The organism is Rhizobium sp. NZLR11 (assembly GCF_019685115.1).
Classification (GTDB): domain Bacteria; phylum Pseudomonadota; class Alphaproteobacteria; order Rhizobiales; family Rhizobiaceae; genus Rhizobium.
Map to the genome: position 1 here is coordinate 82,321 of NZ_JABDWD010000001.1, position 22,714 is coordinate 105,034.

20 protein-coding genes, 1 tRNA gene and 1 pseudogene are annotated in these 22,714 nt (G+C 58.9%); 12 read left to right on the top strand and 10 right to left on the bottom strand.

Annotated elements, in window-relative coordinates:
* Nucleotides 1-70 precede the first annotated feature (70 nt).
* Nucleotides 71-1,495, top strand: a complete 1,425-nt coding sequence (locus HJB83_RS00405) for a DHA2 family efflux MFS transporter permease subunit (RefSeq protein ID WP_221117585.1) — start codon at nt 71-73, stop codon at nt 1,493-1,495.
* Between the two features lie 55 nt (nt 1,496-1,550).
* Here the strand turns inward: HJB83_RS00405 and HJB83_RS00410 are convergent, their stop codons facing one another.
* From HJB83_RS00410 to HJB83_RS00420, 3 genes are all read right to left on the bottom strand, one after another.
* On the bottom strand, nt 1,551-1,934 hold the full coding sequence (locus HJB83_RS00410; protein ID WP_221131119.1) for a VOC family protein: 384 nt from the start codon (nt 1,932-1,934) through the stop codon (nt 1,551-1,553).
* Nucleotides 1,935-1,989: 55 nt separating this feature from the next.
* Nucleotides 1,990-2,709 carry an RlmE family RNA methyltransferase gene (locus HJB83_RS00415; RefSeq protein WP_207583058.1) on the bottom strand — a complete coding sequence of 240 codons (720 nt, stop codon included), beginning with the start codon at nt 2,707-2,709 and terminating at the stop codon, nt 1,990-1,992.
* Between the two features lie 111 nt (nt 2,710-2,820).
* Complete coding sequence (locus HJB83_RS00420) at nt 2,821-4,392, bottom strand: Ppx/GppA phosphatase family protein (RefSeq protein ID WP_207583057.1); 1,572 nt, start codon at nt 4,390-4,392, stop codon at nt 2,821-2,823.
* Between the two features lie 241 nt (nt 4,393-4,633).
* Between HJB83_RS00420 and HJB83_RS00425 the strand changes: the two genes are divergently transcribed.
* Nucleotides 4,634-4,707, top strand: a tRNA-Gln gene (locus HJB83_RS00425).
* 300 nt (nt 4,708-5,007) lie between these two features.
* Here HJB83_RS00425 and HJB83_RS00430 read toward each other — a convergent pair.
* On the bottom strand, nt 5,008-5,448 hold the full coding sequence (locus tag HJB83_RS00430; protein WP_221117586.1) for a hypothetical protein: 441 nt from the start codon (nt 5,446-5,448) through the stop codon (nt 5,008-5,010).
* Between the two features lie 521 nt (nt 5,449-5,969).
* Between HJB83_RS00430 and HJB83_RS00435 the strand changes: the two genes are divergently transcribed.
* A complete protein-coding gene (locus HJB83_RS00435) occupies nt 5,970-6,392 on the top strand; it encodes an ester cyclase (RefSeq protein WP_221117587.1) in 423 nt (140 codons plus the stop codon).
* Here HJB83_RS00435 and HJB83_RS00440 read toward each other — a convergent pair.
* Nucleotides 6,389-6,832 (bottom strand): MarR family winged helix-turn-helix transcriptional regulator, encoded by a 444-nt coding sequence (locus HJB83_RS00440; protein ID WP_259669391.1) that lies wholly within the window; start codon nt 6,830-6,832, stop codon nt 6,389-6,391. The genes HJB83_RS00435 and HJB83_RS00440 overlap by 4 nt on opposite strands.
* Before the next feature lie 692 nt (nt 6,833-7,524).
* On the opposite strand from HJB83_RS00440, the gene HJB83_RS00445 reads away from it, so the two are divergent.
* Entirely contained in the window at nt 7,525-8,226 is a 702-nt protein-coding gene (locus HJB83_RS00445) for a thioredoxin family protein (RefSeq protein ID WP_221117588.1), read from the top strand.
* 253 nt (nt 8,227-8,479) lie between these two features.
* Nucleotides 8,480-8,740 carry a hypothetical protein gene (locus tag HJB83_RS00450; protein WP_207583052.1) on the top strand — a complete coding sequence of 87 codons (261 nt, stop codon included), beginning with the start codon at nt 8,480-8,482 and terminating at the stop codon, nt 8,738-8,740.
* Nucleotides 8,741-9,229: 489 nt separating this feature from the next.
* Here the strand turns inward: HJB83_RS00450 and HJB83_RS00455 are convergent, their stop codons facing one another.
* Complete coding sequence (locus HJB83_RS00455) at nt 9,230-11,191, bottom strand: elongation factor G (protein WP_221131120.1); 1,962 nt, start codon at nt 11,189-11,191, stop codon at nt 9,230-9,232.
* A 529-nt stretch (nt 11,192-11,720) separates the two neighbouring features.
* Here HJB83_RS00455 and HJB83_RS00465 point away from each other — a divergent pair.
* The 3 genes and pseudogenes from HJB83_RS00465 (at nt 11,721) to HJB83_RS00475 (ending at nt 14,691) form a co-directional block, all read left to right on the top strand.
* A complete protein-coding gene (locus HJB83_RS00465; protein ID WP_259671270.1) occupies nt 11,721-13,154 on the top strand; it encodes an MFS transporter in 1,434 nt (477 codons plus the stop codon).
* Nucleotides 13,155-13,179: 25 nt separating this feature from the next.
* Nucleotides 13,180-13,605, top strand: a pseudogene (locus HJB83_RS34660) (Lrp/AsnC family transcriptional regulator); the annotation flags it as partial.
* 417 nt (nt 13,606-14,022) lie between these two features.
* A complete protein-coding gene (locus tag HJB83_RS00475) occupies nt 14,023-14,691 on the top strand; it encodes a hypothetical protein (protein ID WP_221116258.1) in 669 nt (222 codons plus the stop codon).
* A gap of 273 nt (nt 14,692-14,964) precedes the next feature.
* On the opposite strand, the gene HJB83_RS00480 is transcribed toward HJB83_RS00475, so the two are convergent.
* A complete protein-coding gene (locus tag HJB83_RS00480) occupies nt 14,965-16,746 on the bottom strand; it encodes a hypothetical protein (protein WP_221131121.1) in 1,782 nt (593 codons plus the stop codon).
* Nucleotides 16,747-17,001: 255 nt separating this feature from the next.
* Here HJB83_RS00480 and HJB83_RS00485 point away from each other — a divergent pair, with 255 nt between their 5' ends.
* Together HJB83_RS00485 and HJB83_RS00490 are read left to right on the top strand one after the other, a co-directional pair.
* On the top strand, nt 17,002-17,463 hold the full coding sequence (locus HJB83_RS00485) for a hypothetical protein (protein ID WP_207585932.1): 462 nt from the start codon (nt 17,002-17,004) through the stop codon (nt 17,461-17,463).
* 36 nt (nt 17,464-17,499) lie between these two features.
* On the top strand, nt 17,500-18,003 hold the full coding sequence (locus HJB83_RS00490) for a CYTH domain-containing protein (protein WP_221131123.1): 504 nt from the start codon (nt 17,500-17,502) through the stop codon (nt 18,001-18,003).
* Nucleotides 18,004-18,099: 96 nt separating this feature from the next.
* Here the strand turns inward: HJB83_RS00490 and HJB83_RS00495 are convergent, their stop codons facing one another.
* Genes HJB83_RS00495 through HJB83_RS00505 form a run of 3 tightly spaced genes read right to left on the bottom strand, consistent with a single transcriptional unit; the run spans nt 18,100 to nt 20,831 of the window.
* Nucleotides 18,100-19,032, bottom strand: coding sequence for a DUF2950 domain-containing protein (locus HJB83_RS00495; protein WP_221116257.1), 933 nt, complete (start codon nt 19,030-19,032; stop codon nt 18,100-18,102).
* Nucleotides 19,033-19,065: 33 nt separating this feature from the next.
* Complete coding sequence (locus HJB83_RS00500; protein WP_207585767.1) at nt 19,066-20,478, bottom strand: DUF3300 domain-containing protein; 1,413 nt, start codon at nt 20,476-20,478, stop codon at nt 19,066-19,068.
* Between the two features lie 41 nt (nt 20,479-20,519).
* Nucleotides 20,520-20,831 carry a hypothetical protein gene (locus HJB83_RS00505; RefSeq protein WP_207585768.1) on the bottom strand — a complete coding sequence of 104 codons (312 nt, stop codon included), beginning with the start codon at nt 20,829-20,831 and terminating at the stop codon, nt 20,520-20,522.
* A gap of 320 nt (nt 20,832-21,151) precedes the next feature.
* On the opposite strand from HJB83_RS00505, the gene HJB83_RS00510 reads away from it, so the two are divergent.
* Nucleotides 21,152-21,493, top strand: coding sequence for a DUF3302 domain-containing protein (locus HJB83_RS00510; protein ID WP_207585769.1), 342 nt, complete (start codon nt 21,152-21,154; stop codon nt 21,491-21,493).
* Entirely contained in the window at nt 21,493-22,650 is a 1,158-nt protein-coding gene (locus HJB83_RS00515; protein WP_207585770.1) for an HlyD family secretion protein, read from the top strand. The genes HJB83_RS00510 and HJB83_RS00515 overlap by 1 nt, the downstream gene beginning before the upstream one ends.
* The last annotated feature ends 64 nt before the right edge of the window (nt 22,651-22,714 follow it).

Consider the following 22,714-nt stretch of genomic DNA (forward strand, 5'->3'; position numbering starts at 1 on the left):
CCTCTGAAGTGGGTCTAAACAGCACGGGCCTTCCCAGCTCCCATCCGCAGCCCATCAAGGCCTCCCGCCTATGAACCGCATCGTCCCGCTGATCCTTGCCGTCGCTCTTTTCATGGAACAGATGGACTCCACCGTCATTGCCACGGCGCTGCCGGCGATCGCGGCGGATCTCAATGTCGGGCCGATCACGCTGAAGCTGGCGCTGACCTCCTATATGGTGGCGCTGGCGGTGTTCATCCCGGTCAGCGGCTGGATGGCCGACAGGTTCGGCGCCAAGAAGATCTTCCGCCTTGCCATCTCCGTCTTCGTCATCGGCTCGATCTTTTGCGCCATCTCGTCTAACCTCGTCGAATTCGTCTTTGCCCGCTTCCTGCAGGGCATGGGCGGCGCGATGATGACGCCGGTCGGCCGTCTCGTGCTGGTGCGCACGACGAAGCGCAGCGATCTGGTTTCAGCCATGGCGCTGCTGACCATCCCGGCGCTGGTCGGACCGCTCACCGGCCCGCCGCTCGGCGGCTTCATCACCACCTATTTCAGCTGGCACTGGATCTTCCTGATCAACGTGCCGGTCGGCATCATCGGCATCTGGCTTGCAACGATCTTCCTGCCGGAGGTCGAGGCGACGGCGCCGCCGAGGCTCGATTTCACCGGTTTCGTGCTCACCTCGCTTACGGCCGCCGGCGTCGTCTTCGGCTTGTCGGTCGTCAGCCTGCCGGCCCTGCCCCCGATCATCGGCGTCACCGCCACCATGATCGGCCTTATCTGCGGCTTCCTCTATATCAGCCATGCCAAACGCCACCCGGCGCCGATCCTCAACCTCAACCTGTTCAAGAACCCGACCTTCCGGGCCTCGACCTTGGGCGGCACGCTCTTTCGGATCTGCGTCGGCGCCATGCCCTTCCTGACGCCGCTGATGCTGCAGCTCGGCTTCGGGCTGACGCCATTCCAATCCGGCCTGATCACCTTTGCCGGAGCGATCGGGGCGATCACCACCAAGTTCATGGCAAAGCGCGTTTTCGCGGCCGCCGGCTTCCGCACGACACTGCTTTGCGCCGCCATGGTGACGACCCTCGTGACCATCGTCACCGGCCTGTTCACGCCGGCAACGCCGCATCTGGCCATCATCGGCGTGCTGCTGCTCGGCGGCTTCTCCCGCTCCTTCATGTTCACCGGCGTCAATGCGCTTGCCTTTGCCGACATCGATGATGCCGAAGCCAGCCAAGCGACATCGATGAGCTCGGTGATGCAGCAGGTCAGCCTGGCGCTCGGCGTTGCGGTCGCAGCCGCAATCCTGGAAAGCTCGATCTATATCAGGGGTGAAGCGTTGCAGGTCGCCGATTTCCACCTCGCCTTCTACATCATCGCCGGACTGACGGTCATTGCGACCATTCCCTTCATCCGGATGGATCGCAATGCCGGCGCGCTCGTTTCCGGCCACCGCGCAAAGCTGGTGACGGCGTCGACGATCGAAGCCGAGCAGCCGGCGGTGAAATAGGCTCCGAGTGCTCCAGCCTCCTTTGCGCGCCTGAAAAGACGCGCGGCGCTGTCGTCTATTCAGGGTTTTCGCAGACGGCAGAGAGCTTGTTGCCGTCGAGATCGCGCACATAAGCGGCATAGAAATGGGCGTGGTAGGAGCGCAGGCCCGGCCCGCCTTCATCGACGGCGCCTGCCGCCATCGCCGCCACATGGAAGGCGTCGACATCGGCTCGGCGTTCGGCTGCAAAGGCGACCATGGCGCCATTGCCAGACGTCGCCCGGCGGCAATTGAACGGCGTCACCAACCAGAAGCGGCAGCGCGTATCGCTCTCGGCGGAATAGCCGATTTCCTCTTCCGAATAATGCTGGCGGCGATAGCCGAGCAGAGGCAGCACGGCATCATAAAAATGTCCTGCGCGATAAAGATCGTTGGTTCCGAGCGTGACGTAAAGAAGCATGGGACCAGCAGCTCAGCTCTTGAGATCGTCATCATCGGCCGAGACCAGCCCAAGATCAAGCCTGCTCTGCGTCACCTTCGGCCTTGCGTCCCTTGAAGCCCTTGGCGAGCAGGAACATCTCGACCGATTCGGCGCGCGATGCGTTCGGCTTGACATGGACGACCTGGCGGAAATTCTGCTTCAGCATGGCGAGCAGCTCACGCTCGGTGCCGCCCTGGAAGGTCTTGGTGAGGAAATGTCCGCCCTCCCCCAGCACCTCGACGGCGAATTGGGCCGCGACTTCGCAGAGATGCATGGTGCGCAAATGGTCGGTGCGGTGGTGGCCGGTGGTCGGTGCTGCCATATCGGAGAAGACGAGATCTGGCGTGCCGCCGACCGCCTCCAGCAGCTTTTCCGGCGCCGTCGGATCGAGGAAATCGAGCTGCAGGATCTTGACGCCGGGCAGCTGGGCCATTTCGAGAAAATCGATCGCGGCCACACGGATATCCTCATCCGTCGAGCCGGTGACCTTGGCAGCGATCTGCGACCAGCTGCCGGGTGCAGCACCCAGATCGATGATGCGCTTGGCGCCGCGCAGGATATGGTGCTTCTCGTCGATCTCCAAAAGCTTGAAGGCGGCGCGGGCGCGATAGCCTTCCAGCTGGGCGCGCTGGACATAGGGATCGTTGATGTGGCGCTGCAGCCATTGGCGCGAGGAGGCCTTCATCTTCTTGTTCTTGACGCGCTGGCCGAGCTTGCGGCCGGTGCGGTTTCCCGCGATCGGTGCTTTGGTCATGCCTTTTCCTTATCTAGAGCATGATGCCGAAAAGTGTGCGCGGTTTTCGGACGACATCATGCTCTAACTCTTTGATTGATATCCGGATTCAGATTTCAGGTCGGCCTGAAATCATCCGGATCTGGCCCGCTGGCCGCGGCGGTTGCGATTACGCCGCCACACGCCGTCATCGGCCATCATGTCGGTGAGCAGGCCTTCCCTCAAGCCGCGATCGGCCACGCGCATGCGCGGGCTCGGCCAGCGGCGGCGGATCGCCTCCAGGATTGCGCAGCCGGCAAGCACCAGATCGGCCCGATCGGGCCCGATGCAGGGATTGGCGGCGCGGCTTTCGAAATTCCAGGAGAGCAGTTTTGCCTGCATGGCGGAGACCTCGTCATCGGACAGCCAGATGCCATCGACCTTGCGCCGGTCATAACGCGGCAGGTCGAGATGGACGCCGGCAAGCGTCGTCACCGTGCCTGATGTGCCGATCAGATGGAAGTCGCCGGCCTGGGCAACCTCGATCTCCGGGCAATCGAAACCTTCGAGCATGCCGCCGACTTCGCGGACCATGCCTTCGAAGGCCTCCGGCGTGACGTCGCGCCCGCCATGACGCTCCGACAACGTCACGACGCCGACCGGCAGCGAGGTCCAGTGAGTGATGTGATTGGCCAACCGGCTGAAACGATTGTCACCGATGCGGATGACGGCGATCTCCGACGAGCCGCCGCCGATATCGAAGAGCACGACGGAGCGTGTCTCACGCCCGACCAGCGAAGAGCAGCCGGAGACGGCCAGCCGTGCTTCGGTCTCGCGATCGATAATCTCCAGCGCGAGGCCGGTTTCGGCAACGACGCGGCTGAGGAACTCCTCACCATTGACCGCCTGGCGGCAGGCTTCGGTGGCGATCAGCCGCATGCGGCGGATCTCGCGGTTTCTGAGTTTGGAGGCGCAGATCCTCAGCGCTTCGACTGCCCTCTCCATCGCCTCGTCGGACAGACGGCCGCTGGCCGCAAGGCCCTCGCCAAGGCGTACGATGCGAGAGAACGCGTCGACCACCCGGAATTGCCCCGGGCGGGTCGGCTGGGCGATGAGCAGACGGCAATTGTTGGTGCCAAGGTCGAGAGCGGCGTAGAGTTCGTCCGGCCATGCATGTTCGCCGGCCTGGCGATCGCCCTGAAACCCGGGATGGCCGTGACTATCCTGGCGGCCCTTGCGGTTGGCGGCTGTGCTGTTCTGTGTTTCGCGCGGAACTGCAATGCGCAGCGTCTCATCCGCACGGCTTTCCTGTTGCGGGGCACTTGATGGTTTTGCCGACGTCAGCGGCCGGCCCTGAAGACCGCGCTTGCCGCGATGTTTGCGGCGGTTGCGCCGGCTCGGCGTCTGCTCGCCTTCGGACCGAGCAGCACTGTCCACCGCTTGGGTCTGCTCCATCGGATGGGCATGTGGGGAACCGTCCTGCGGCGCGCCATGGCCGCCACGACGGCGACGCTTTCGCTTGCGGGCCGGATTGCCGGCCGCATCTTCCATCGGGCGCGCAGGCTGTCCGGCACCGCCGGTAGGCTCATGCGAAGCGGGATGAGCCGCGCTGCGGGAATGCCCGCCACGCTTGCCCTTGCGGCGCCTGGACTTCTTGCCGTCCTTGCGCCCTTCCGCCGACGCCCCGTCAAATTGCGGCTTTGCGCCGCCTTCGGGGTCTTCCACGTTGTTTTTCCACCGCGCCGCGCAAGTTCTGAGATATGCAGCAGGCGCTCATTTGATTTTTGCGTTGCGGCAAGAATATCAGCGCCCGCAGAAATCGCCAAATTCTTTTTTGAACCGCGATTTGGAGCAGTTTCGCCTTTCTTAGGGAACACCGATTTTTTTCAGAACGGGTATTTGCAATCCACCGGCTTTTGGTTATAAGCGCCGCACAGCAGCCAAGCCATGCTTCGGCGGCAACTGCTGGGGAATAGTTCAATGGTAGAACGACGGACTCTGACTCCGTTAATCTTGGTTCGAGTCCAGGTTCCCCAGCCAATTTTTAGACCTATCCCTTTCTGTTTAATAGTTGCAATCCCACAAGAGAAAAAGTGACGTCTTTGCAGTTACTTGGCGCGGTTTCGCGTCAAGTACCATGTGACGTTCTCCAGATCCCAAGGATGCTTAGAGCTCTCTATAAGACGGCTGGGGACCCTATTCGAGTGCCTCAATCCCTGACCAACGACGGCGTTGGGGCCGACAGTGGAACGGCCGCTTTTTAGATCGTAGCGCTGAAAGCCGACCTTTGTATTCAGCGTAGTGGGCCGACTGAAGGGACGACGAACGGAGCGACAGCCCCTACTTTACCGTGATGGCAATACCGCTGAGATCGGCGTTGACTTGCAGGCCTACCTGCTTGCCGGAGAGTTCGAGTTGGGCGCCCTTGTCATTGGTCATGACGATCACCTGGGCCCCTTTGCCGAGCGCGCCGCCACCGCCCGCCGCACCGTAGACCCCCGTCACATCTCGGGCGCGGCGAATATGGCGAACGGTACCATGAAAATAGGTCTTAGAAGCCCCGAAGGCGAGGCCGCCCGAGATGCCGCCGACAGAGACGGGATAGCGGCGACCATGGAAGGTCAGCATACCCTCGCCTCCAGAACCACCCACAAAGAAGGCAGCCTTGTAGACCGAGAAGCTGATCGTACCGCCGTCGGCATGCGCGGAGCCGGCAAAGCTGATTCCTGCTGCAGCGATAACCGCAGCCGCGACTGAACGAAATCTGGACGAAATCTTCATGATGCGAGTCTCCTCAAAATCGAGGCTTACCCAGCCAGGAGGGCACGTCTGCGTTATGCCAAAGTTACAGTCTGAAACAGTCTCGCCCGCCATTAGTTCCAAGCACGCGGCCAGAATCCGGCTGGGAGAAGGCCGCCACGAAACGAGGCTGGTGGCAAACATAGCCTCGGTGACAGGGCCGGTGGCCACGCTCGGCTGACTCATCTAGAGCACGAAAGCGAGGGATGCGCAAAGCTGTAAACATTTCACAACCCACAACCTTTGACGGCGTTGCTGAGATGCGCTCGGAGGCGCGTCGCGGCGTCACGTACAGCGCGGTCACAGCAGATGTCTGCTTCCGGGCAAGGTCAAGATCGACTTCTACGGCCGATATGAGGCGCAAAGCGGAAATCATTTCCGCTTTGCGCCCAGAGTGGACACCTGTAGCAGGTATGACTTGCTACAGGATCGCGGAACGTCTACCACAACATTATATACAGATGCACTGTATATAATGTTGTCGTTTGTGCGAAGGATCAATCATGTCTACCGACCGCAAAGAGGTGGTTCGCCGCTTCAACATCGAGGTCATTCAAAATGGGAGCGAAACAGAATTTCATGCCTTGATGGCTCCCCACTTTGTGAATCACGCCGCGCCGCAGGGAATGCCGAACGGCCCGGAAAGCATGTGGCACACCTTCCAGAATATTCTTCGTCCGGCTCTATCGAACCTGGAGGTAACGATCCATGACCAGATCGCCGAGGGAGATAAGGTCACAACTCGAAAGACGATAAGCGGAGTTCACACCGGTACTTTGCTGGGCGTTCCGGCGACGGGACGGGACGTTTCCATTAGCGTTATAGATATTGTGCGAGTTCAGGACGGCAAATATGCTGAGCATTGGGGCGTGAACACCTTGCCCAACGTGCTCGCTGCATTGTCCAAGCTTGATGCGAAGAGCTAGCACAGCCGTTCGATAACACGGATTGCGGCTTCGAGCGTTCGTCTGTCCTTGCCGGACAGGCGTTCCTCGATCAAGTTGGCAATCTGCGACGTTCGGGCTTCGCGGGCGCGGGATAGTACCTCCTTTCCCTTCTCGGTGATTGAAAGAAGCTGGCTGCGCCCGTCCGCTGGATTTGGTGTCTTGCTGATCAGTCCATCAGATTCCAACTGAGCGGTAACCAGTCGCATGCTCTGATGCCTGACGTTGCGGCGGCCTGCGAGTTCGGCGACACTGAGCGACCCCGCCCGATCCAGAAGCGACAGCGTTTCCGACTGCGAGGTTGTCGGTGTATTTGCTTGCGTCTTCAGGCCGCGAACGAATCTGCCGAGCGTGACACGAAGTTTTTCCGCAAGCGCTAGCGCATCGGTGTCTTTTTCGGAGTTGGCTTCTTCGCTGGTCAATTTCTTTTTCCGCCTAAGCTGAACACTCTGAACCTTTCCATAGAACGAGAAAACTAGAAGAGAAATAGCCTCGGCACTTGTGACCGCTTCTGGCGCACAAGCGACGTGACGCCGCTCCCATGACCACGTCTGCTTTCAGGCAGGAGCGACGGCTGCCTCTATGACCGAGATGAAGGCGCGAGGCCGACGTTCAGCGAGCTGATCTTCTATTTCCGATTGGGCGCCATTGCGAAAGTGAGCGATGCTCGCCTTGAGGAGGATCGAACCGCCGGCCTGTGGATCGGGTTTTTCACGCGACGTTGTGGCAAACGGTCTGTGCCTTCGATCGCGGGATCCCCTTCCCTCTGGATCCGCCCGTTGATCGATGTCGGCAGTTCGCCATCTAAATCACCAAATGTGAGTCAGAGCCAATTTTCCACGCCGAAAGGCACTGCGGGCGCGGGAGGTGCCAAGTTTCTCCGGCATTACAGCGAGGAAGCGAATTGCTGGCCTCCTCTTTTGGGGGCCTGGCCATTGGCTGCTGATGAGCACGTATCGTTGTGGACCTCAACGTCCAATGCAAACCACCAACGGCCCGGCCTGTCCCACAGAACGCAACCACTCGATCACGAAATCGCGAGCATGTAACGAATCTCGATCTTGCTGCGTAGACCCTTTCGAGTGTGCGTAGAGAAGCACTAGGGAGCAGAGAAATGAAGCAGCTCAAATCGATTTTCATTGCAGGCCTTGCGCTACCGTCAGTCGCCGGCTTTGCAGATCTGGCGACCGCCGCCAATCGCGCGCCGACGGTGGTGGAACTATTTACCAGCCAAGGCTGCTCGTCTTGTCCGCCGGCAAACGCCAACCTGATAAAGTTGAGCCACCGCGAGGATGTCCTCACCTTGAGCTTTGCAGTGACTTATTGGGACTATCTCGGATGGAAAGACAGTTTTGGAAAACGAGAATTCACGGATCGCCAGGCCGATTATGAGCCCCGCCTTCGCCAATCCGGATCCTACACGCCGCAGGTGGTTGTCAACGGGACAACAACGACTGTTGGAAACGAATTATCCGAAATCAATCGACTGATTTCGGGCGCAATGCCACTGACGTCTCCATCGCTATCTCTCGGCAAGAATGAGGTTTCGGTGGGCAGCGGCCCTTCCCCGAAGTCAGAGGCTGACATCTGGCTTGTCCGCTACGATCCCAATCTCGTCGAGGTGCCTGTGGCGCGCGGTGAAAACAGCGGCACAACGTTGCCGCATATCCACGTCGTTCATGATCTCGTGCGTCTTGGCGGTTGGAATGGCCAACCAACTTCCTACCGGTTCGCGCCGGAACCCGGCCGATTGAAGACCGCCATCCTCGTTCAAGGCGATCATGGAGGGACAATCCTATCGGCGACGACCGACTGACGACTGACTTATGCAAAATCCACCCTAATTAGAAATATGTACCAGGAAAAGAAAAGCGATTCTAATCGTGATTATGCCCGTGTATTTGGACTTCGGTTTATAAATCCGGGAAAATTAAGGCTGTAAAAAAGCCATTTTTCTTTTGTTACTATTATATCGATGGATTAATATTTTGTATTGCGTTTATTTCTCATGAACGGTTACCTCATTGCTTTCTATATGCAGAATTAACCGCACCGCAAAGGAGAATACCATGTTCAAGTCAGCCCTTGCCGCCGCAGTTCTAATGACGGCTGCGACTCTTCCCGCCCATTCGGCCACAATGGCGATGTCCAAGTGTGACGACGCCTCGATGATGTCCCTGCACAAGAAGATCGATGGCATGACCGACATGAAGATGAAGAAGTCGGCCATGAGCGAGATGATGATGGCCGAGTCCTCAATGAAGGCGCACAAGATGAAGTCGTGCAGCATGCACATGGACAAGGCCATGAAGAGCATGGGCGCCATGTAAATTCCGAAAGCCACGAGCGACAGGGACTCATTCGTTCCGCGTCCGTCGACATCAGACGCGTCCGATGGAACGATTGGGCGCTTTATCCTCGTGACTTTTGATCAAACGCCATGTCCAGGGCCGCTTGAGGCAAAGAAGACCGCCGACCTCTATTTCGACGGCGAGATCGACCAATGGTTCTACACCAAGGAAAACCCTCCATGAAGGCGTTCTGAATCGGTTTGCCCGGTGCAATGTAGTGCAAATCCATGCTACGGCAGCGAGTTCACCAGCAACGCGATCCTGAGGTACGAGCCGAACAAGACCGGCCCGATCTTGTTATAACCGAATTCCATGTCGGCTCGTACGTAGCCATGGAACGAATGTCTGCATCGCCCATAGGTGCAAAGTTGCTGGATCTCTTTCGCCTACGCCGCAGACCGCGCGGCTATTGCATACGGGCGGGCGTGAGCCCGGCTCTGTGAACGAGCATGAAGTGGCGCGAACGTTTCAGTGTGCGGTGCGTGGTTTCTCGTTTGCCCTCACAATGGCGTCCGCTTCCTTGCCGTATAGTTCCTCGAAGTGATCGAAGGTTTTGGAAAAATAACCGATGCCCTGCGTCGCCGAGCGCAGCGCCCGCGCCAGATCGTTATGTGCGCCGCCCGGAACGAGCGCCCGGAAGATGTCCCATCCCTTGGCGGTTTCATCACGGTCGAAGCCGAGAACCTGACCATTGAGAGCGGCGACGATCTGGACAAGGCTGCCTGAATAGACCGACGGGATGTGGAACTCGCTGCGGAAGACCGGCTGCATCAAGACGGTCGATCCTTCGGAAAGCGCCTGTCGCACCCCCATTTTCGACGCAGTCCGGAAGGCGTGCTCCGAACTGTCGACGGTATGGTGCTGACCATCTAACAGCGTTACGCCGACATCGATGACTTCGAAGCCCAGCGGTCCTTTCTCCATCGCTTCGCGCGCGCCCGCTTCGACGGCGGGGATGTAATTGCGCGGGACGGCGCCGCCCTTGATGGTTTCGCCAAAGGTGAAGCCCTGGCCGCGCTCGTTGGGGTGAATGCTCAACTTCACATCCGCGAATTGCCCGGCACCGCCGGTCTGTTTGCGATGGCGGTAATGAACCTCCGATGGTTTCGTGATCGTCTCGCGGTAGATTGGGCTGGGCGTTCGGTCGGTCACGGAGATATGAAAGACATCGGACAGCGTTCGGCAGAGATCACGCAGATGCATCGGCCCTTGGGCGCGGACGAGTTGAGCGCCCGTGCCTTCCTCCTGCAAGACTTTCAGACCGCGATCCGTCTCGGAAAGTTTCGCCAGCGTTGCGGAAAGTTTGTTTTCATCGCGCTCGCTGCCCGGAATTAGGATCCTTTCAAGCATCGGCGTGGGTGGTTCCGTCCACTCAGGCGGGGCGACCACCGCGCCGGAGGTCAACAGCGAAGGGACGGGCAGGTGGTCGGTCTTGACCGTCGCGAAGACATCCCCCGGCGCAGGCAGAACCGCCGAATTGGACCGCCCGTTTGCGAGATTTTGTACGGCGCCGAGGCTGGAGCCGCCCAGTGATGCGCCTTGCCGCAGTCCCTCGCCAAGTGCGCGCACGAGCACCGTCTTGCCGACATTCTGGCGATGATAGGCATGGAAGCTTACGGCCACCAGCTTGCCTTCATCGACAGTTCCCATATGAGCGAGACGCTGCCGAAGAACCCCTACCGGCGGCGCCTCGTGGCGCAGCGCCTTCATCAGCCTCGTCATGCCGTTGCCGTGACTTGCAGCACCGATCAGGACCGGGATAATTCTGTTTTCCCTGAGAACCCGTGATGAAATGGCATAGAGCGCATCACTGGATGGCTCGTGGTCCTCGATCAGTTCCTCGAGAAGCCAGTCATCAAATTCGCACAGTTGTTCCAGGAGCTCGGTGCGCGCCTCGTGCTCGCGTTCGGCAGTGCTTTCGGGGATTGCGATCAGCGCCGACGTCTGGCCTTCCCGGTATCGCCACGCCCGTTCCGAAATCAGATCGCAACTGCCAATGATCCTGTCCCCCTCGCGGATCGGGATCTGGCGAAGCAAAAGGATGTGGTTGGCGTAGTCTTGAAGCGCGGCGATCACGTCCCTCAACCGCCCTATCGGCTCGTCCATCCGGTTGACGAAGAGGATGCAAGGCGTCCCCGAGGCTTCGATTATCCGCAGATAGGGCGCGGCGAGCACAGCCTGCGCGGGTGCCGATGAAACGCACAGTATGCAGGCGTCGCTGGCAAGAAGTGCGTGCTGCGCATGCGCCAACGCTTCGTTGGGGCCTGGCGCATCCAGTGCACACCACGCCTCGTTTCCGAAGGTGAATTCTGTGAGGTTCAATCCATAAGGGGAGCTGGATTTTCTCGGCGTCCCCTCCAGGGAGCCGAGTTTTTCCACGACTGTCGATTTTCCGGTCTGCGAGGGTCCAAGCACGGTAAAGCAGCGCATCGGCCTTCCTCCAACTGCCATAAACACAATTTTCAGCCATCATAGGATGCCCTGAACCGCTGCAAGGCGCCAGAGGTGGTTCAGTTTCACAACGCTTTGACTTAGACTTGCATTTGAGGCTGATCCATTCAGTGGCTGAGAACGCATTGACGAATTTGCGATATCGGCGTCTCCGCAGGGTCGCGATGAAATGCAAAGTTGGGTGAAATCTCGACACGAATGGACATCACGGAGCCGGCAGCCTAGGCTCAAATAAGTCAATCATTCTAAGGTTCAGCGATCTCGTTGCAAGGATGGCGGCGAGATGAACCTTCCGAACGCGTGCGGCACGTTTGGTCAGGTGCGCAAGTTGCAATGAATGGCATTTTTTGGGGTCAAGCAGATCTGCGCGACTGGGATCAATTATTCGATGCCGACCCACGACCTCCCTCCCATCGTCGCAGACCCGACAGTCCGCCGGCTGCCCATGCTAGATGATCATCGCGTCGAGCGGGAGCGTGAACCCGGTTGCCAACAGAGGCCGATCATGATGACTAGCGTGCGTATCCCAGGTAATGTTCTCGTGGCCGTCATGATCGCCTGCGTCGGCACGTGTTACGGCTTCGGCCTCAGCCTTTTTCCTCAGATCATCCCAGACATGCGGAAAGATCTTGCCTTCGACTATGCGTTCGTCGGCACGGTCACCGGCCTAGTCCAGTTTTCCACGGTGGCATTCGCCGTGCTCGGTANACCCGGTTGCCAACAGAGGCCGATCATGATGACTAGCGTGCGTATCCCAGGTAATGTTCTCGTGGCCGTCATGATCGCCTGCGTCGGCACGTGTTACGGCTTCGGCCTCAGCCTTTTTCCTCAGATCATCCCAGACATGCGGAAAGATCTTGCCTTCGACTATGCGTTCGTCGGCACGGTCACCGGCCTAGTCCAGTTTTCCACGGTGGCATTCGCCGTGCTCGGTACCTGGCTCGTCCATCGCATCGGTGCTGCACGGACGGTGGTGGCGTCCGTGTCGCTCTGCGGGCTCTGCCTGTCGGGCATCCCCATCATCGACAATCTCTATGTGGTTGCCGGCCTGCTGATGGTCGCCGGCGCGACGGGCGCATCGACTTTCGTGCCGATGATTAATCTCGCCTCGCGGGTGGTAAGAGCAGAACAGCGCGGCTTTGCCATGAGCCTGATCTCCAGCGCCCCGGCCTTTGGCGTCCTCATCAACAGCGCACTCGTGGCGGCATACGCCGGAAGCGGTCACTGGCAGATGGTCTGGTCCCTCACAGGCGCGGCCACGATCGCACTGGCCGTTGTCACCCACATTCTCTTCGGGCGGGCCGGCCTCTTCGACAGCGGGACAAGTGACGAAACGCTCGCGCCAACTGCCGGCGGTTCAGCAAGCCTGCGCTCCATCATGCCATGGGTGACGCTGATCTTCGCGCTCGGCTTCATCAACGGCCTGATGCCATATCCCTATCTCACCTATCTCTCGCCGTTCCTGCGCGAGGAACTCGGCTATTCCGTCGGCTTTGCCTCATGGCTCTGGGCAACGATCGGGGCGGTGGGGATCAGCGCAGGCTTCGCCATTGGCACAATATCGTCGCGTCTCGGATCGCGCTATGCCATGCTTACCTGTTACTCAAGCTTCCTTGCCGCCGGCGCCCTCGTGGTCCTCGATCCATCGATGGAACTCTCGATCCTGTCAGGCATCTTCTTTTCGCTGGGCTTTTATCCGATCTATGGCCTGCTGCCGGCCTATGTCTCACATCGCGCCACGCCCCGCGTCGCGGTGACTGTCTTAGGCATCTGCACCGTGTTCCAAGGCATCGGCGGCACTACAGGGAACTTCTTTGGCGGCGTGATCAAGACATCGACGGAGAGTTTCAGCGGCATCTATCTCGCCGTTGCAGTTACGGCCGCCGCCGCCGCGGCGATGACGATCTCGCTGCCGAAGGACCAGAATGTGCAGGCCGTGTAAGCTCGAAGGAAGCTAGCGGCAACAGGACCAGGTTGACGCACGTATTCTGGCCGCGCTCGATTCGGATGCCCGCTTATCGATGAGCGAGCTTGCCCGCCTCATCGGCATGGCCGCGCCAAGCGTTTCGGAGCGTGTTCGCAGGCTGGAGGCAACCGGAGTTATCCGGGGTTTCACGGTCGATGTGGACACGCGCGCGATCGGCTATCAGATCCGGGCGATGGTGAGGATCAGGCCTCTCCCCGGCAAACTTCATCTTGCCGAAAGACTCATTCAGGAGCGGCCGGAATTTATCGAATGCGACAAGATCACCGGTGACGATCCTTTCCTCGCCGGCTTGGTCGTCCATTCGATCGAGCAAATGGACGATGTTCTTGAAGCTCTCTCTGAACACGCCGTCACCAGCACGGCTGTCATCAAGGGCACCTCCGTCAAACGCCGCCTGCCGCTCCTGCAGCCAAGGCCTGGTTCATGTCCAAATCCACCTCTCGCTAGAGTCGCGGCCATCACCGGGATCTCGCTCGGACGAAGAATGTGGTTCGAGTTGCAGCCGAGACAGACGAGGGCGATCCCTCCGAGCGCGTCCGACTAGTCGATTTGCCATAATCGCTAAATCGTTCGAGGCCCGATTATCGGGAGGTCCTTGAAAGCTAAGCCGCTCGATCTCATTTGAGATGCTGATTGATCGTTGGACCAACAGCTCATTGCCAAGGCTTCAACGGAACTGAGGTCGTCACGCTCGATGGAGAGCATTCCGGCGAAACCGAGTTCCCTATCATTTCAGTTCAAGGCAAACTGGAACGGAAAGTGCGGATTCCGTCAGCGTCTGCTGCTTGACGCAATTCACATCTCCTATTCAACGAGGTGACTATTGACGCAGTTCTTCGAAACCACTCAAGGGATCATGGCAATGGGAGCGTTCATAGGCGCTGGCAGTTTAGCTGCTGGTTCCTTGCTTCCGAACGTCATTCGACTTGTGAAGACGGGAATCAACCGGCGCCCAAAGGCCGAAACGAGAAACCTCGCGATGATGACGGTGCTGGCGCTAGATGACTTTGTCGGAGCCAGCTATGCTGCCGTTCACGACATGCCCGAATTCAATCCTATTGATGAAGGCGAATTCGTGTTCCACGTTCCAGATCCGACCCTTGTGCTACCAGCGAACGCCAATTGGAACATTTTCGATGCCGAGCTTTCGGACGAAATTCTGTGGCTGTCGAACCGCGTGAAAAACCTCTCATACGCCTTGGATAGTCTCGACCTTTCCAAGCCGAGATACGGTGGCTTCTTCGAGCGACGCCAAGAAGGTTATGCTAATCTCGCGGCTGAAGCGATGGACATCATTGAGCGTATGCTAAAAGAGTTCGACCTGACTCTGCCTGCCAAGCCCGACTATTATCGCCAGCGCGAAGGGCTCGTTTCAGCTATTCAAAAGGCTGGACAAAGCGGTTCGCGACGCCGAAAGCCAGGCACTCCAGCGTCCTCGAACGGGTCAAATGTGCTTGAACTGTTTCCCAGGGCGAACGAGGACGCCGAGTAAACCAAGCGACCGCGTTAGTTGGTAAGAGCCGAGTTGTTTTTTGCGGGCTGCGGTCGAACGCCGTGTACGTCTCATTCATGCTTGCCCTGGAAAGTCAGTTGGGATGTCTTCGCTTTGCTCAGACAGCACCCTGACCAGTGTGCGCTCGTCGAATCTTTATCGTGGAGAAGGAGTTTCGACCGGTGACGCACAACGATTGACCTCAGCCGAGGAGGCAGGCGCTCATCGGGCAACTTGGGCCATCCGCTCAGGCACGGCGGCTGATTGAATCCGTCATTCCTTCGGCGTCTTGTCGTTTGGCATGGACAGGCCGGCGGCCTCTATTCCTGCGAGAAACCGCTCTTGATCTTCGGTCCGCGCCAGCCGTGTGACGACTTCGGGCCTGACGTTCGAGATCAATGCAGGTGATTTGCTCTTGATCCATTCCAGTTGCTCTTGGGCCTCCTGTTTCTTTCCAAGCGCCCCGAGAATCGAAAGCAATACGAGACGATGCATCGGATTGTAGTTGAGGTCCGACATGTGCGACCATAGTTCGGCAGCTTGCAAATCGCCCCGCATGAAAGCGCACAGCGCCATTCCAACCTCGTAATATCCGCGCGGACCGGCATTTTTCCCGACAGCCTCGGAAATCAATCCGCAGCCTCTATCCCACTCCCCCGACATTGAAAGGCGCAAGCCATATTCACCGACCACTTCGGTATCGTTCGGGTTGCTGGCATAGGCAGCGGCGCCGGCATCTAAAGCCCCAGCCTGATCCTTGCCGAAAAAGTCGGCAAGCATCAGCGCTTGATGCGCACGCGCATTCTTCGGATCGAGCCGCACCGCCAGTTGGGCAAGCGCCTTCGCGACGCCAAGCGTCGCAGCGGTCGGTTTCGTGTGAAGCTGGTATGAAAAGCGGAACTCGTCGAGATTTATCAGCGAAAGCAGCGCCGCAACATTGGAATCGGCAGGCGCTTTTTCCACCGCCGCTTGCAGGCAATGTTTTGCCACCTCAAGGGCCTGCACCGTCATTTCGCTACGGTAGCTGTAATAGGACAGAATGCATGAAAAAGAATCTGCGCTTCCGGCGATGGTTGCGGTATCGCTCTGGAACATCACCCCGAATGGGCGCGCGACCGCCGTGGCTATGTCCCCAGCGAGGCTTGCTTGGGCTTCTGGAATGCCTTGCACTTTCGTGTCCACATCATAGTTACTTGCCCAGATGACCGCCGCGTCCGCCCGCCGCACGAGCCTTACGATTGACCGCAGCCGGTTGCCTTCGAGCTCCACACTTCCCTGGAGGGCGTAGAGCGGCTGTGACGAAGGGACGCCGTTATTTCGCGGCATGGCGGTGACCACAATGATTTCATTGAAGCGGACCATCTTCTCGATGATGTCGTCGGTCATGCCCCGAGCGATATCGGTCGCGGGCGCCCCCCCGGACGACGCGTCAAGACGCTCGACGATAATGCTGGGGCGGGTATCGGCTCCCTGTGCGGCCCCATGATCCGAGCGCGGCGACCCCACTTGCTGAAATATGCCCACTGCCGCGGCGAAGACAATCACCGCGCCTGCTACGAGAAGCCAATGCCGCCTCGATACGTGTCGGCGCACCTCGCCGATCTCGTCTGCCGCCGCTTTGGCCTGCTCGCCGTCGTCGCCTGAGAACGCCGAGCGAAGAGGCTGCTCGACCGGCAACATCTCGATCAGTTCAGCATCGGGGTTGACTTCGAAGACTGGCGCGTATCCGCCCTTGGGAATTGTGATGATAACCCGATCAGCGCCGCCATCGGTCAGGTAATAGTGTTCCAGCTCGCGTCTCAGCCGCCCTGCTTCGATCCGGACACATGGATCCTGTTGGGCATCGAATTTAGCATCCCTGCCAAAAACGGCTTGTGCAACGGTAAACGCTTTCAGGTATTCGCGGCGGCCTGCAAGCGTTTCGATCACCACGAATTCGAGGAATCTTCTCGCCCGTTCCGGGAGGCGAAACTCCCGGCTGGCAAGAATACGCTCGAGTTGCTGATGCACCTCGTCTTGCGAAGCGATGCTCCTGTTAATGCCTGCACTCGTCATCAGGCCCCCCGGATTCCGATTTCCAACAACCTGCAGTATGCTGCCCAACACTAATCTCAGCCTGGCGTAACGGCAATCCCGACCCAACCGAGCAGCCCAATAATGGCCAAAGGGATTCGCGCAATAGTCAGATGAGGTATGACGTCACAGAAATCCCAGCGTAAGATACCGTATTCTACCACAGCCGACATGTATTTTACTGCCTTAATGCCCCAGCTCCCCCTATCATCACCGGATATTCTGGAGGAAGCTGCCATGACTGAGCCCTCGACCCCGCATCCCATGACAAGCGCGGAGGAATTGCGCAAACGTGCTCTGGAGCTTCAGCTTCTCGAGATGGACCGTAGCGACAAGATCAAGGCGCGTGAAGCAAAAAAACATGCGGATTTCGTCGAGGATTTTTTTCGAAAAAGTATCGGCGAAGCAGAACGCACCGTTATCAAGCGGCTGGTGATGAAAGCCGCCGCAGACGGCAAATACGAGGCGCTGATCTACAGTTTCCCGTCGACATTCTGCTCGGACAGCGGCCGCGCCATCAATAACAACCTACCCGGATGGCAGAAGACCCTGCAGGGGAAGGCAAAGGAACTCCTCGAACTCTTCGAGCAGGTTGCGAGGCCGCAGGGCTACGGGCTGAAGGCCATGATCATCAGCTTCCCGGACGGCATGCCTGGAGATGTCGGCTTCTTCCTCACTTGGGAGCCGCCTGTCGACTGACCGCAGGAGCCGCTGGTCGGGGCGGAGGAACATCACTTGAAAGCGACCGAGATCGAACGCAAGTTCCTGATCCGCGATAATAGTTGGCGCGACAGCGCCGGCAATTCGCATGTCCTGCAGCAGGCTTACCTGTCCCGCGACGAGAGTTCGATACGCGTCCGCCTGATCGACGGGCATTGTGCGTGCCTGACGATCAAGTTCCGCATAGCTGAGCTCTCAAAGGAGGAATACGAGTACGAGATCCCCGTTGAAGAGGCACGCGACCTGCTCCTCCATGCCACCGGCCACGTCATTGAAAAGACGCGTTACCAAGTCCTCCACCACGGAAGAAGCTGGACCATAGACGTCTTTGCTGGGCTCTATGAGGGATTGACGCTCGCCGAGATAGAAATGGCAAGCGAAGATGATCGCCCAGACCTGCCGAGTTGGCTTGGGCAAGAAGTCACAGGCATTAAGCGCTACTCCAACCGCGCCATGGCCGCTGCCCTGGACCTTCCCTCCCGGGCGCAAGGCGTCACCGCTAGAACAGGATTATTGTAGGCCGGGTCGGCCAAGTCTGAATCCTGTTTCCAATGAGAGGGCAAGGATGAAGTCGCGCGAAAATACTCACAGTTTTCGGGCGACACGCTCTTGGATCTACTCGCTGACAACCGTCCAGTTGGCGTCCGGATTGAATTCCTTGATCGCCGCGGCGCGCTGTTCCGTTTGCGGACCGAGGTCGCGCTGATAGATGACACTCGCCCCGTTGATGATAAATGTCTCCACGCCGGTCACCCGATATGCGACGGGCCAGGCGAGCAACGCAAAGCCGGCGGTCATATAGCCGTTGACGACGTAACTTTGTTTACCGCCCAGCACATTGTCACCCTGGGCGGTCAGGATGCGATAGCGGTATCCGAAATAACCTTCGCCGCGTTTGGCGGCGCCGAAGGCAGCCGTCTCGACCAAGGCGCTTGCCGGGCTTTCTTCGCCAAAGACGCTCGGGTCCCAATACAGGCCGTCCAGCTTGCCCGGACTGCTAATCAATTTTTTCGCGAACTCGTAAATGCCATCGCCATCTCGGTCCTCGGACGCATATTGATACTGAGCCGCGACATATTCGTGCATGGTGTCGATCGTCGCGAGTTCGTTTTCGCCGATCCGGCGATTGATGATCTCCTGAAGGCCGCCCTGGGTGTCAAAGGACCATTTCCCGTCCTTTTCGGTCAGCGGGAAGGGCAAAGGCCAAAGCCGGTCGCCGATCGCGACGAACTTCCGTCCACCGAGATCCTCCAGGATGATCTGCCGTGCAGCGCCTTCGCGGATCAGCCCATAGGTGATCATCGCCTCGTTGCTGGACCGCAGCTTGTCCGCCTTCAGGCCGAGAAGACCTGCGAACCCGTCGACATCGTTGTTAGCCAGCGCTGCCTTCAGCCGATCGAGAACCTCGGCCGGCGTGCCAAACGACGGCGTCGGACCTTCCGCCGCAAACTCGGTGAGATCAGTCTGCATCCGCGACACTGACGGGGTCGCGGAAACGCAGAGCGCGGTAGAAAGCATAAGCAGGATCAAGGGTGATTGAGTTCTCATCATATAACTCCGGCAATTTTGGAAGGAAGACATTTATCGCCGGCCGCCGCCGCCACGGCCACCGCCGCCACCACCACCACGGCCACCGCCACCACGGCCACCACCGTGGGATACTGGAGGGCGGGAGCGCTGTGGCGCGGCGCGCGGCGCAGAGCGCTGTTGGCCGCCCATGCTCTGCGCACCCCGCTTCGAAGAAACCGCTTCCCGGCGGCCGGATTGGACATTGCCAAGCGCACTCGGCTGCCGGTTGCGATTGTCGGACCTGGCGGCCATTTGCGGTTTTTTGGCTTTCTGCGCAGGCCTTGCGGCCGGCTTGTTCGGGCGATTGGCCGACTTCGCGGGGCGCGCGTCGGGGCGTGACGCCCCCGGACGATTGGCCGCGTTCGGCGCTCCGGGTCGCGGCTTTTCCTTCAGCCCCTGCACCGTTCCCTTCCGGATATCGTCGGCGCGGGCGCCGACATCACGCGTGCCCGTCCTCTGGCTTGCATTTATTTCGGACGCTCTGTTGCGCAACTGATTGCGATTGTCGGCCTGCAATCCGGATTTGATCGACGAACGGTCCAGCTTGGCAAGTTGGTCCTTGCCGATGCTCATTTTGCTGCGGTCGACATTCGACCAATCGACATCGTTAAACTTCATCTTCCCGTTGAAATTTCGACCGTTCAGGCAATTGTTGCAGTCGATGTCGACGTCACCACCGCCCCAGCGACCTCCCCACACACCCCAGTCGTCCCAGTTCACGATGGCGGCAAAGGCGACCCCGGTTACCGCGCCGGCAAAGAAAGCGGCTCCGGGATAGTAATAATTGTCGTACGGCTCCGGATAGTAGGAGATCGGTTCAGAAGCATAGCCCGGCTCGTAAAGCATCTCCGGCGGATATTGCGGGATATAGATTTTTTCCGGATCGGTCGGACGGATGATGACATTGTCGTTTTCCGTAACGACCGTCACCTTGTCATCCGTCTTGATGATGTTTTTTGCCACCGCTTCGTCGCGAAGTTGCTGAATGGCAATCAGCACATCCTTCTGCTGATTGGTGAGCGCATCGGCAAGCGATTGGGTCCAATCGAGATCCTCGCTCATCATCTTGACGATATCGGGGTAGTTGAGCAACGAGACGACGCTGCCGTCCCAGTCGCTTTTGGGCTTGAGGTCGGCATTCTTCTTTTTCGTATCCAGAAAACGCTGGGCTTCGATGATCTGCAAGGGAAACAGCGAGGCGGCCGAAATCGCCGCGACCAGTTCGTCCGGATAGAGCGCGATCCGCGCCACGAGCACTTCAAGTTCATCGTCTGAAAGGAGTGTCGCCGTGGACTGTTCTGCATCCGCCTGGTTGGGCGCCGCAGCTGGTGCAGGAGCCTGCGCTCTGACAGGAAGTGCCGGCTGCAACGCGATGATCGCCAAGGTCGACAACCCAACCAGCAGCTTGCGGGAAACTCTATTCATCGCACAAGGACCTCCCTTTAATCGTTGAATGGCAGAAGCGTTCACCGCAGTTTCGGACTAACTGGCGTCCGCCTGAGCATCACAATTTTCGATTGTGCTATCGCTTCCCTCATCTCTTTCAGCAATGCGTCGACCAAGCCTGCATATTCCAGCCGCCGCGCCTCCCTTACGGCGTCAGACAGCTGTTCGACATGCGCCAATGCCTGCGCCGCCGCAGCGAGATCCTCGCACATGCTGTGAAAGGCCTCGTTTACGTAGAAAAGTCGCTGCACGAGCCTTGCCTGGTCGGGAAAATGAGCTTCTGCCGCTTCGAGGGCGGACAAATATGTCGAACCACTTTCTCCCGACACCATCTCCGCCCCCGCCACCGAACTGCGCCAGCAGATACGGAACTATATATCAGGCGAACCGCCTCAAGACGTAAAATACGCGATCCTACGCTCGCCGGCGCTCGAATCGATTTGCGCATTCGACAACCAAGCCATGGAACGGGATGCATCTGCCTATCCGGCGTTTTTCCGTCCCACTCCGGCAATCCACTCAGGCAGATCGGCTGGGGACGCCCCGATAGAGATTACGCGATGCTACGGGTCTTTGCGCCGAAAGGGGCCTACTATCCAATCCTCGCTTGCGATCAAGATGGCTCGGGCAGACCAAGCCAGAAGGGGGATCCGTGTTTCTCGACTATTTTGCCTTGGGCGTCTTGGTCTTCGTCGTGGTCACCCTTTTCTACGCCGTGATTGCAATTCACGACATTCCCCACCTGATGGCCAAGGCACGAAACCACCCCCATCAGGACGCGATACACGTTGCAGGATGGGTCAGCCTCTTCACGCTCCACGTGATCTGGCCGTTTCTGTTCATTTGGGCAACGCTTTACCGCGAAGACAGGGGCTGGGGCATCCGGCAGGACGGAAAGTTATCGGCGGAAGCTGAGGCGAATGCGGAAATTGCTCGTCTCCATGCAAGAATCGCCGAGCTCGAGACAAAGACGCCGGAGAAGGAGAACGCCTGATGGATCTGCTCCTCATACTCACCTACGCCGCGATCTGCTGGGCAGTCTTTAAAATATTCAGGATCCCTGTGAACCAGTGGACGCTCGCAACCGCGGTCCTTGGAGGGATCTTCCTCATTTCTACCCTGCTGCTGCTGATGAGCTACAACCATCCCTATTCAGGCGACGGTCGCATCTACTTCACCTCGGCTCCGGTCATTCCCGTCGTCGGAGGCCAGGTCGTCGAGGTCCCGGTGACAGCGAATGCGCCGTTGAAAAAAGGCGACATTCTTTTTCGCATAGATCCGAGGCCCTACCAGTTCACCGTCGATCAGAAGAATGCCGCGCTCGCCGAAGCCAAGCAGTCCGTCCTGCAATTGAAAGCGGCCATGGATGCAGCCAATTCAGGGGTCACGGGCGCAGAGGCCTCGAGGGACAGGTCGCAGCAGGCCTTTGAGAAATTCCAGCAGTCGAACGAGAATGCGAAGTCGAGCGGCAAGGGCGCCGTCTTTTCCGAACTTGAGGTCGAGAACCGGCGCGGCATCTACCTGACTTCGCAGGCTGCGGTCGACACGGCCATCGCCCAAGCAGTGCAGGCGAGACTTGCCTATGAGTCAGAGATCAACGGAACCAACCCGACAGTTGCAAGGCTGCAAGCGGAATTGAACAACGCCGAATACGAACTCGACCAGACGGTCGTGCGGGCTCCGACCGATGGCTACGTCACGCAGGTTTTCCTCCGCCCCGGAATGATGGCCAACCCTCTGCCCTTGCGGCCGGTCATGGTCTTCATCGACAGCCAGGACCGCATGCTGGCGGCAGCTTTCATCCAGAACTCGCTGCAGCGAGTGCGCGTCGGCGATGAAGCGGAGGTCTCCTTCAGAGCCGTGCCCGGCAAGATATTCAAGGCCCGGGTGCAGGGGGTCATCGATGTGATGGCACAGGGCCAACTCCAGCCGAGCGGTGCGCTGATCGATCCGCAATCGCCCGAGCGCATATCGCCCGGGCAAACGCTGGCTCAGATCGAGTTGCTCGAAAACACAGACGATTATCAACTACCGGGCGGCGTCGTCGCCGATGTCGCGGTCTACACCCACCATTGGCACCACGTCGCAGTCCTTCGCAAGGTCCTGTTGCGGATGAGCAGCTGGATGAACTTCGTGTTCCTCGAACACTAACGGCATGTCCCGCAGAAACCCTGCGTCGGTTTGCGCCGCAATACCAAGATCCGACGCGCGCCGA

Bases quoted from the DNA above. Each gene is read 5' to 3' on its own strand.
- HJB83_RS00405 (WP_221117585.1), top strand. From the start codon at position 71: ATGAACCGCATCGTCCCGCTGATCCTTGCCGTCGCTCTTTTCATGGAA.
- HJB83_RS00410 (WP_221131119.1), bottom strand. From the start codon at position 1,934: ATGCTTCTTTACGTCACGCTCGGAACCAACGATCTTTATCGCGCAGGA.
- HJB83_RS00415 (WP_207583058.1), bottom strand. From the start codon at position 2,709: ATGACCAAAGCACCGATCGCGGGAAACCGCACCGGCCGCAAGCTCGGC.
- HJB83_RS00430 (WP_221117586.1), bottom strand. From the start codon at position 5,448: ATGAAGATTTCGTCCAGATTTCGTTCAGTCGCGGCTGCGGTTATCGCT.
- HJB83_RS00435 (WP_221117587.1), top strand. From the start codon at position 5,970: ATGTCTACCGACCGCAAAGAGGTGGTTCGCCGCTTCAACATCGAGGTC.
- HJB83_RS00445 (WP_221117588.1), top strand. From the start codon at position 7,525: ATGAAGCAGCTCAAATCGATTTTCATTGCAGGCCTTGCGCTACCGTCA.
- HJB83_RS00450 (WP_207583052.1), top strand. From the start codon at position 8,480: ATGTTCAAGTCAGCCCTTGCCGCCGCAGTTCTAATGACGGCTGCGACT.
- HJB83_RS00455 (WP_221131120.1), bottom strand. From the start codon at position 11,191: ATGCGCTGCTTTACCGTGCTTGGACCCTCGCAGACCGGAAAATCGACA.
- HJB83_RS00480 (WP_221131121.1), bottom strand. From the start codon at position 16,746: ATGACGAGTGCAGGCATTAACAGGAGCATCGCTTCGCAAGACGAGGTG.
- HJB83_RS00485 (WP_207585932.1), top strand. From the start codon at position 17,002: ATGACTGAGCCCTCGACCCCGCATCCCATGACAAGCGCGGAGGAATTG.
- HJB83_RS00495 (WP_221116257.1), bottom strand. From the start codon at position 19,032: ATGAGAACTCAATCACCCTTGATCCTGCTTATGCTTTCTACCGCGCTC.
- HJB83_RS00500 (WP_207585767.1), bottom strand. From the start codon at position 20,478: ATGAATAGAGTTTCCCGCAAGCTGCTGGTTGGGTTGTCGACCTTGGCG.
- HJB83_RS00505 (WP_207585768.1), bottom strand. From the start codon at position 20,831: ATGGTGTCGGGAGAAAGTGGTTCGACATATTTGTCCGCCCTCGAAGCG.
- HJB83_RS00515 (WP_207585770.1), top strand. From the start codon at position 21,493: ATGGATCTGCTCCTCATACTCACCTACGCCGCGATCTGCTGGGCAGTC.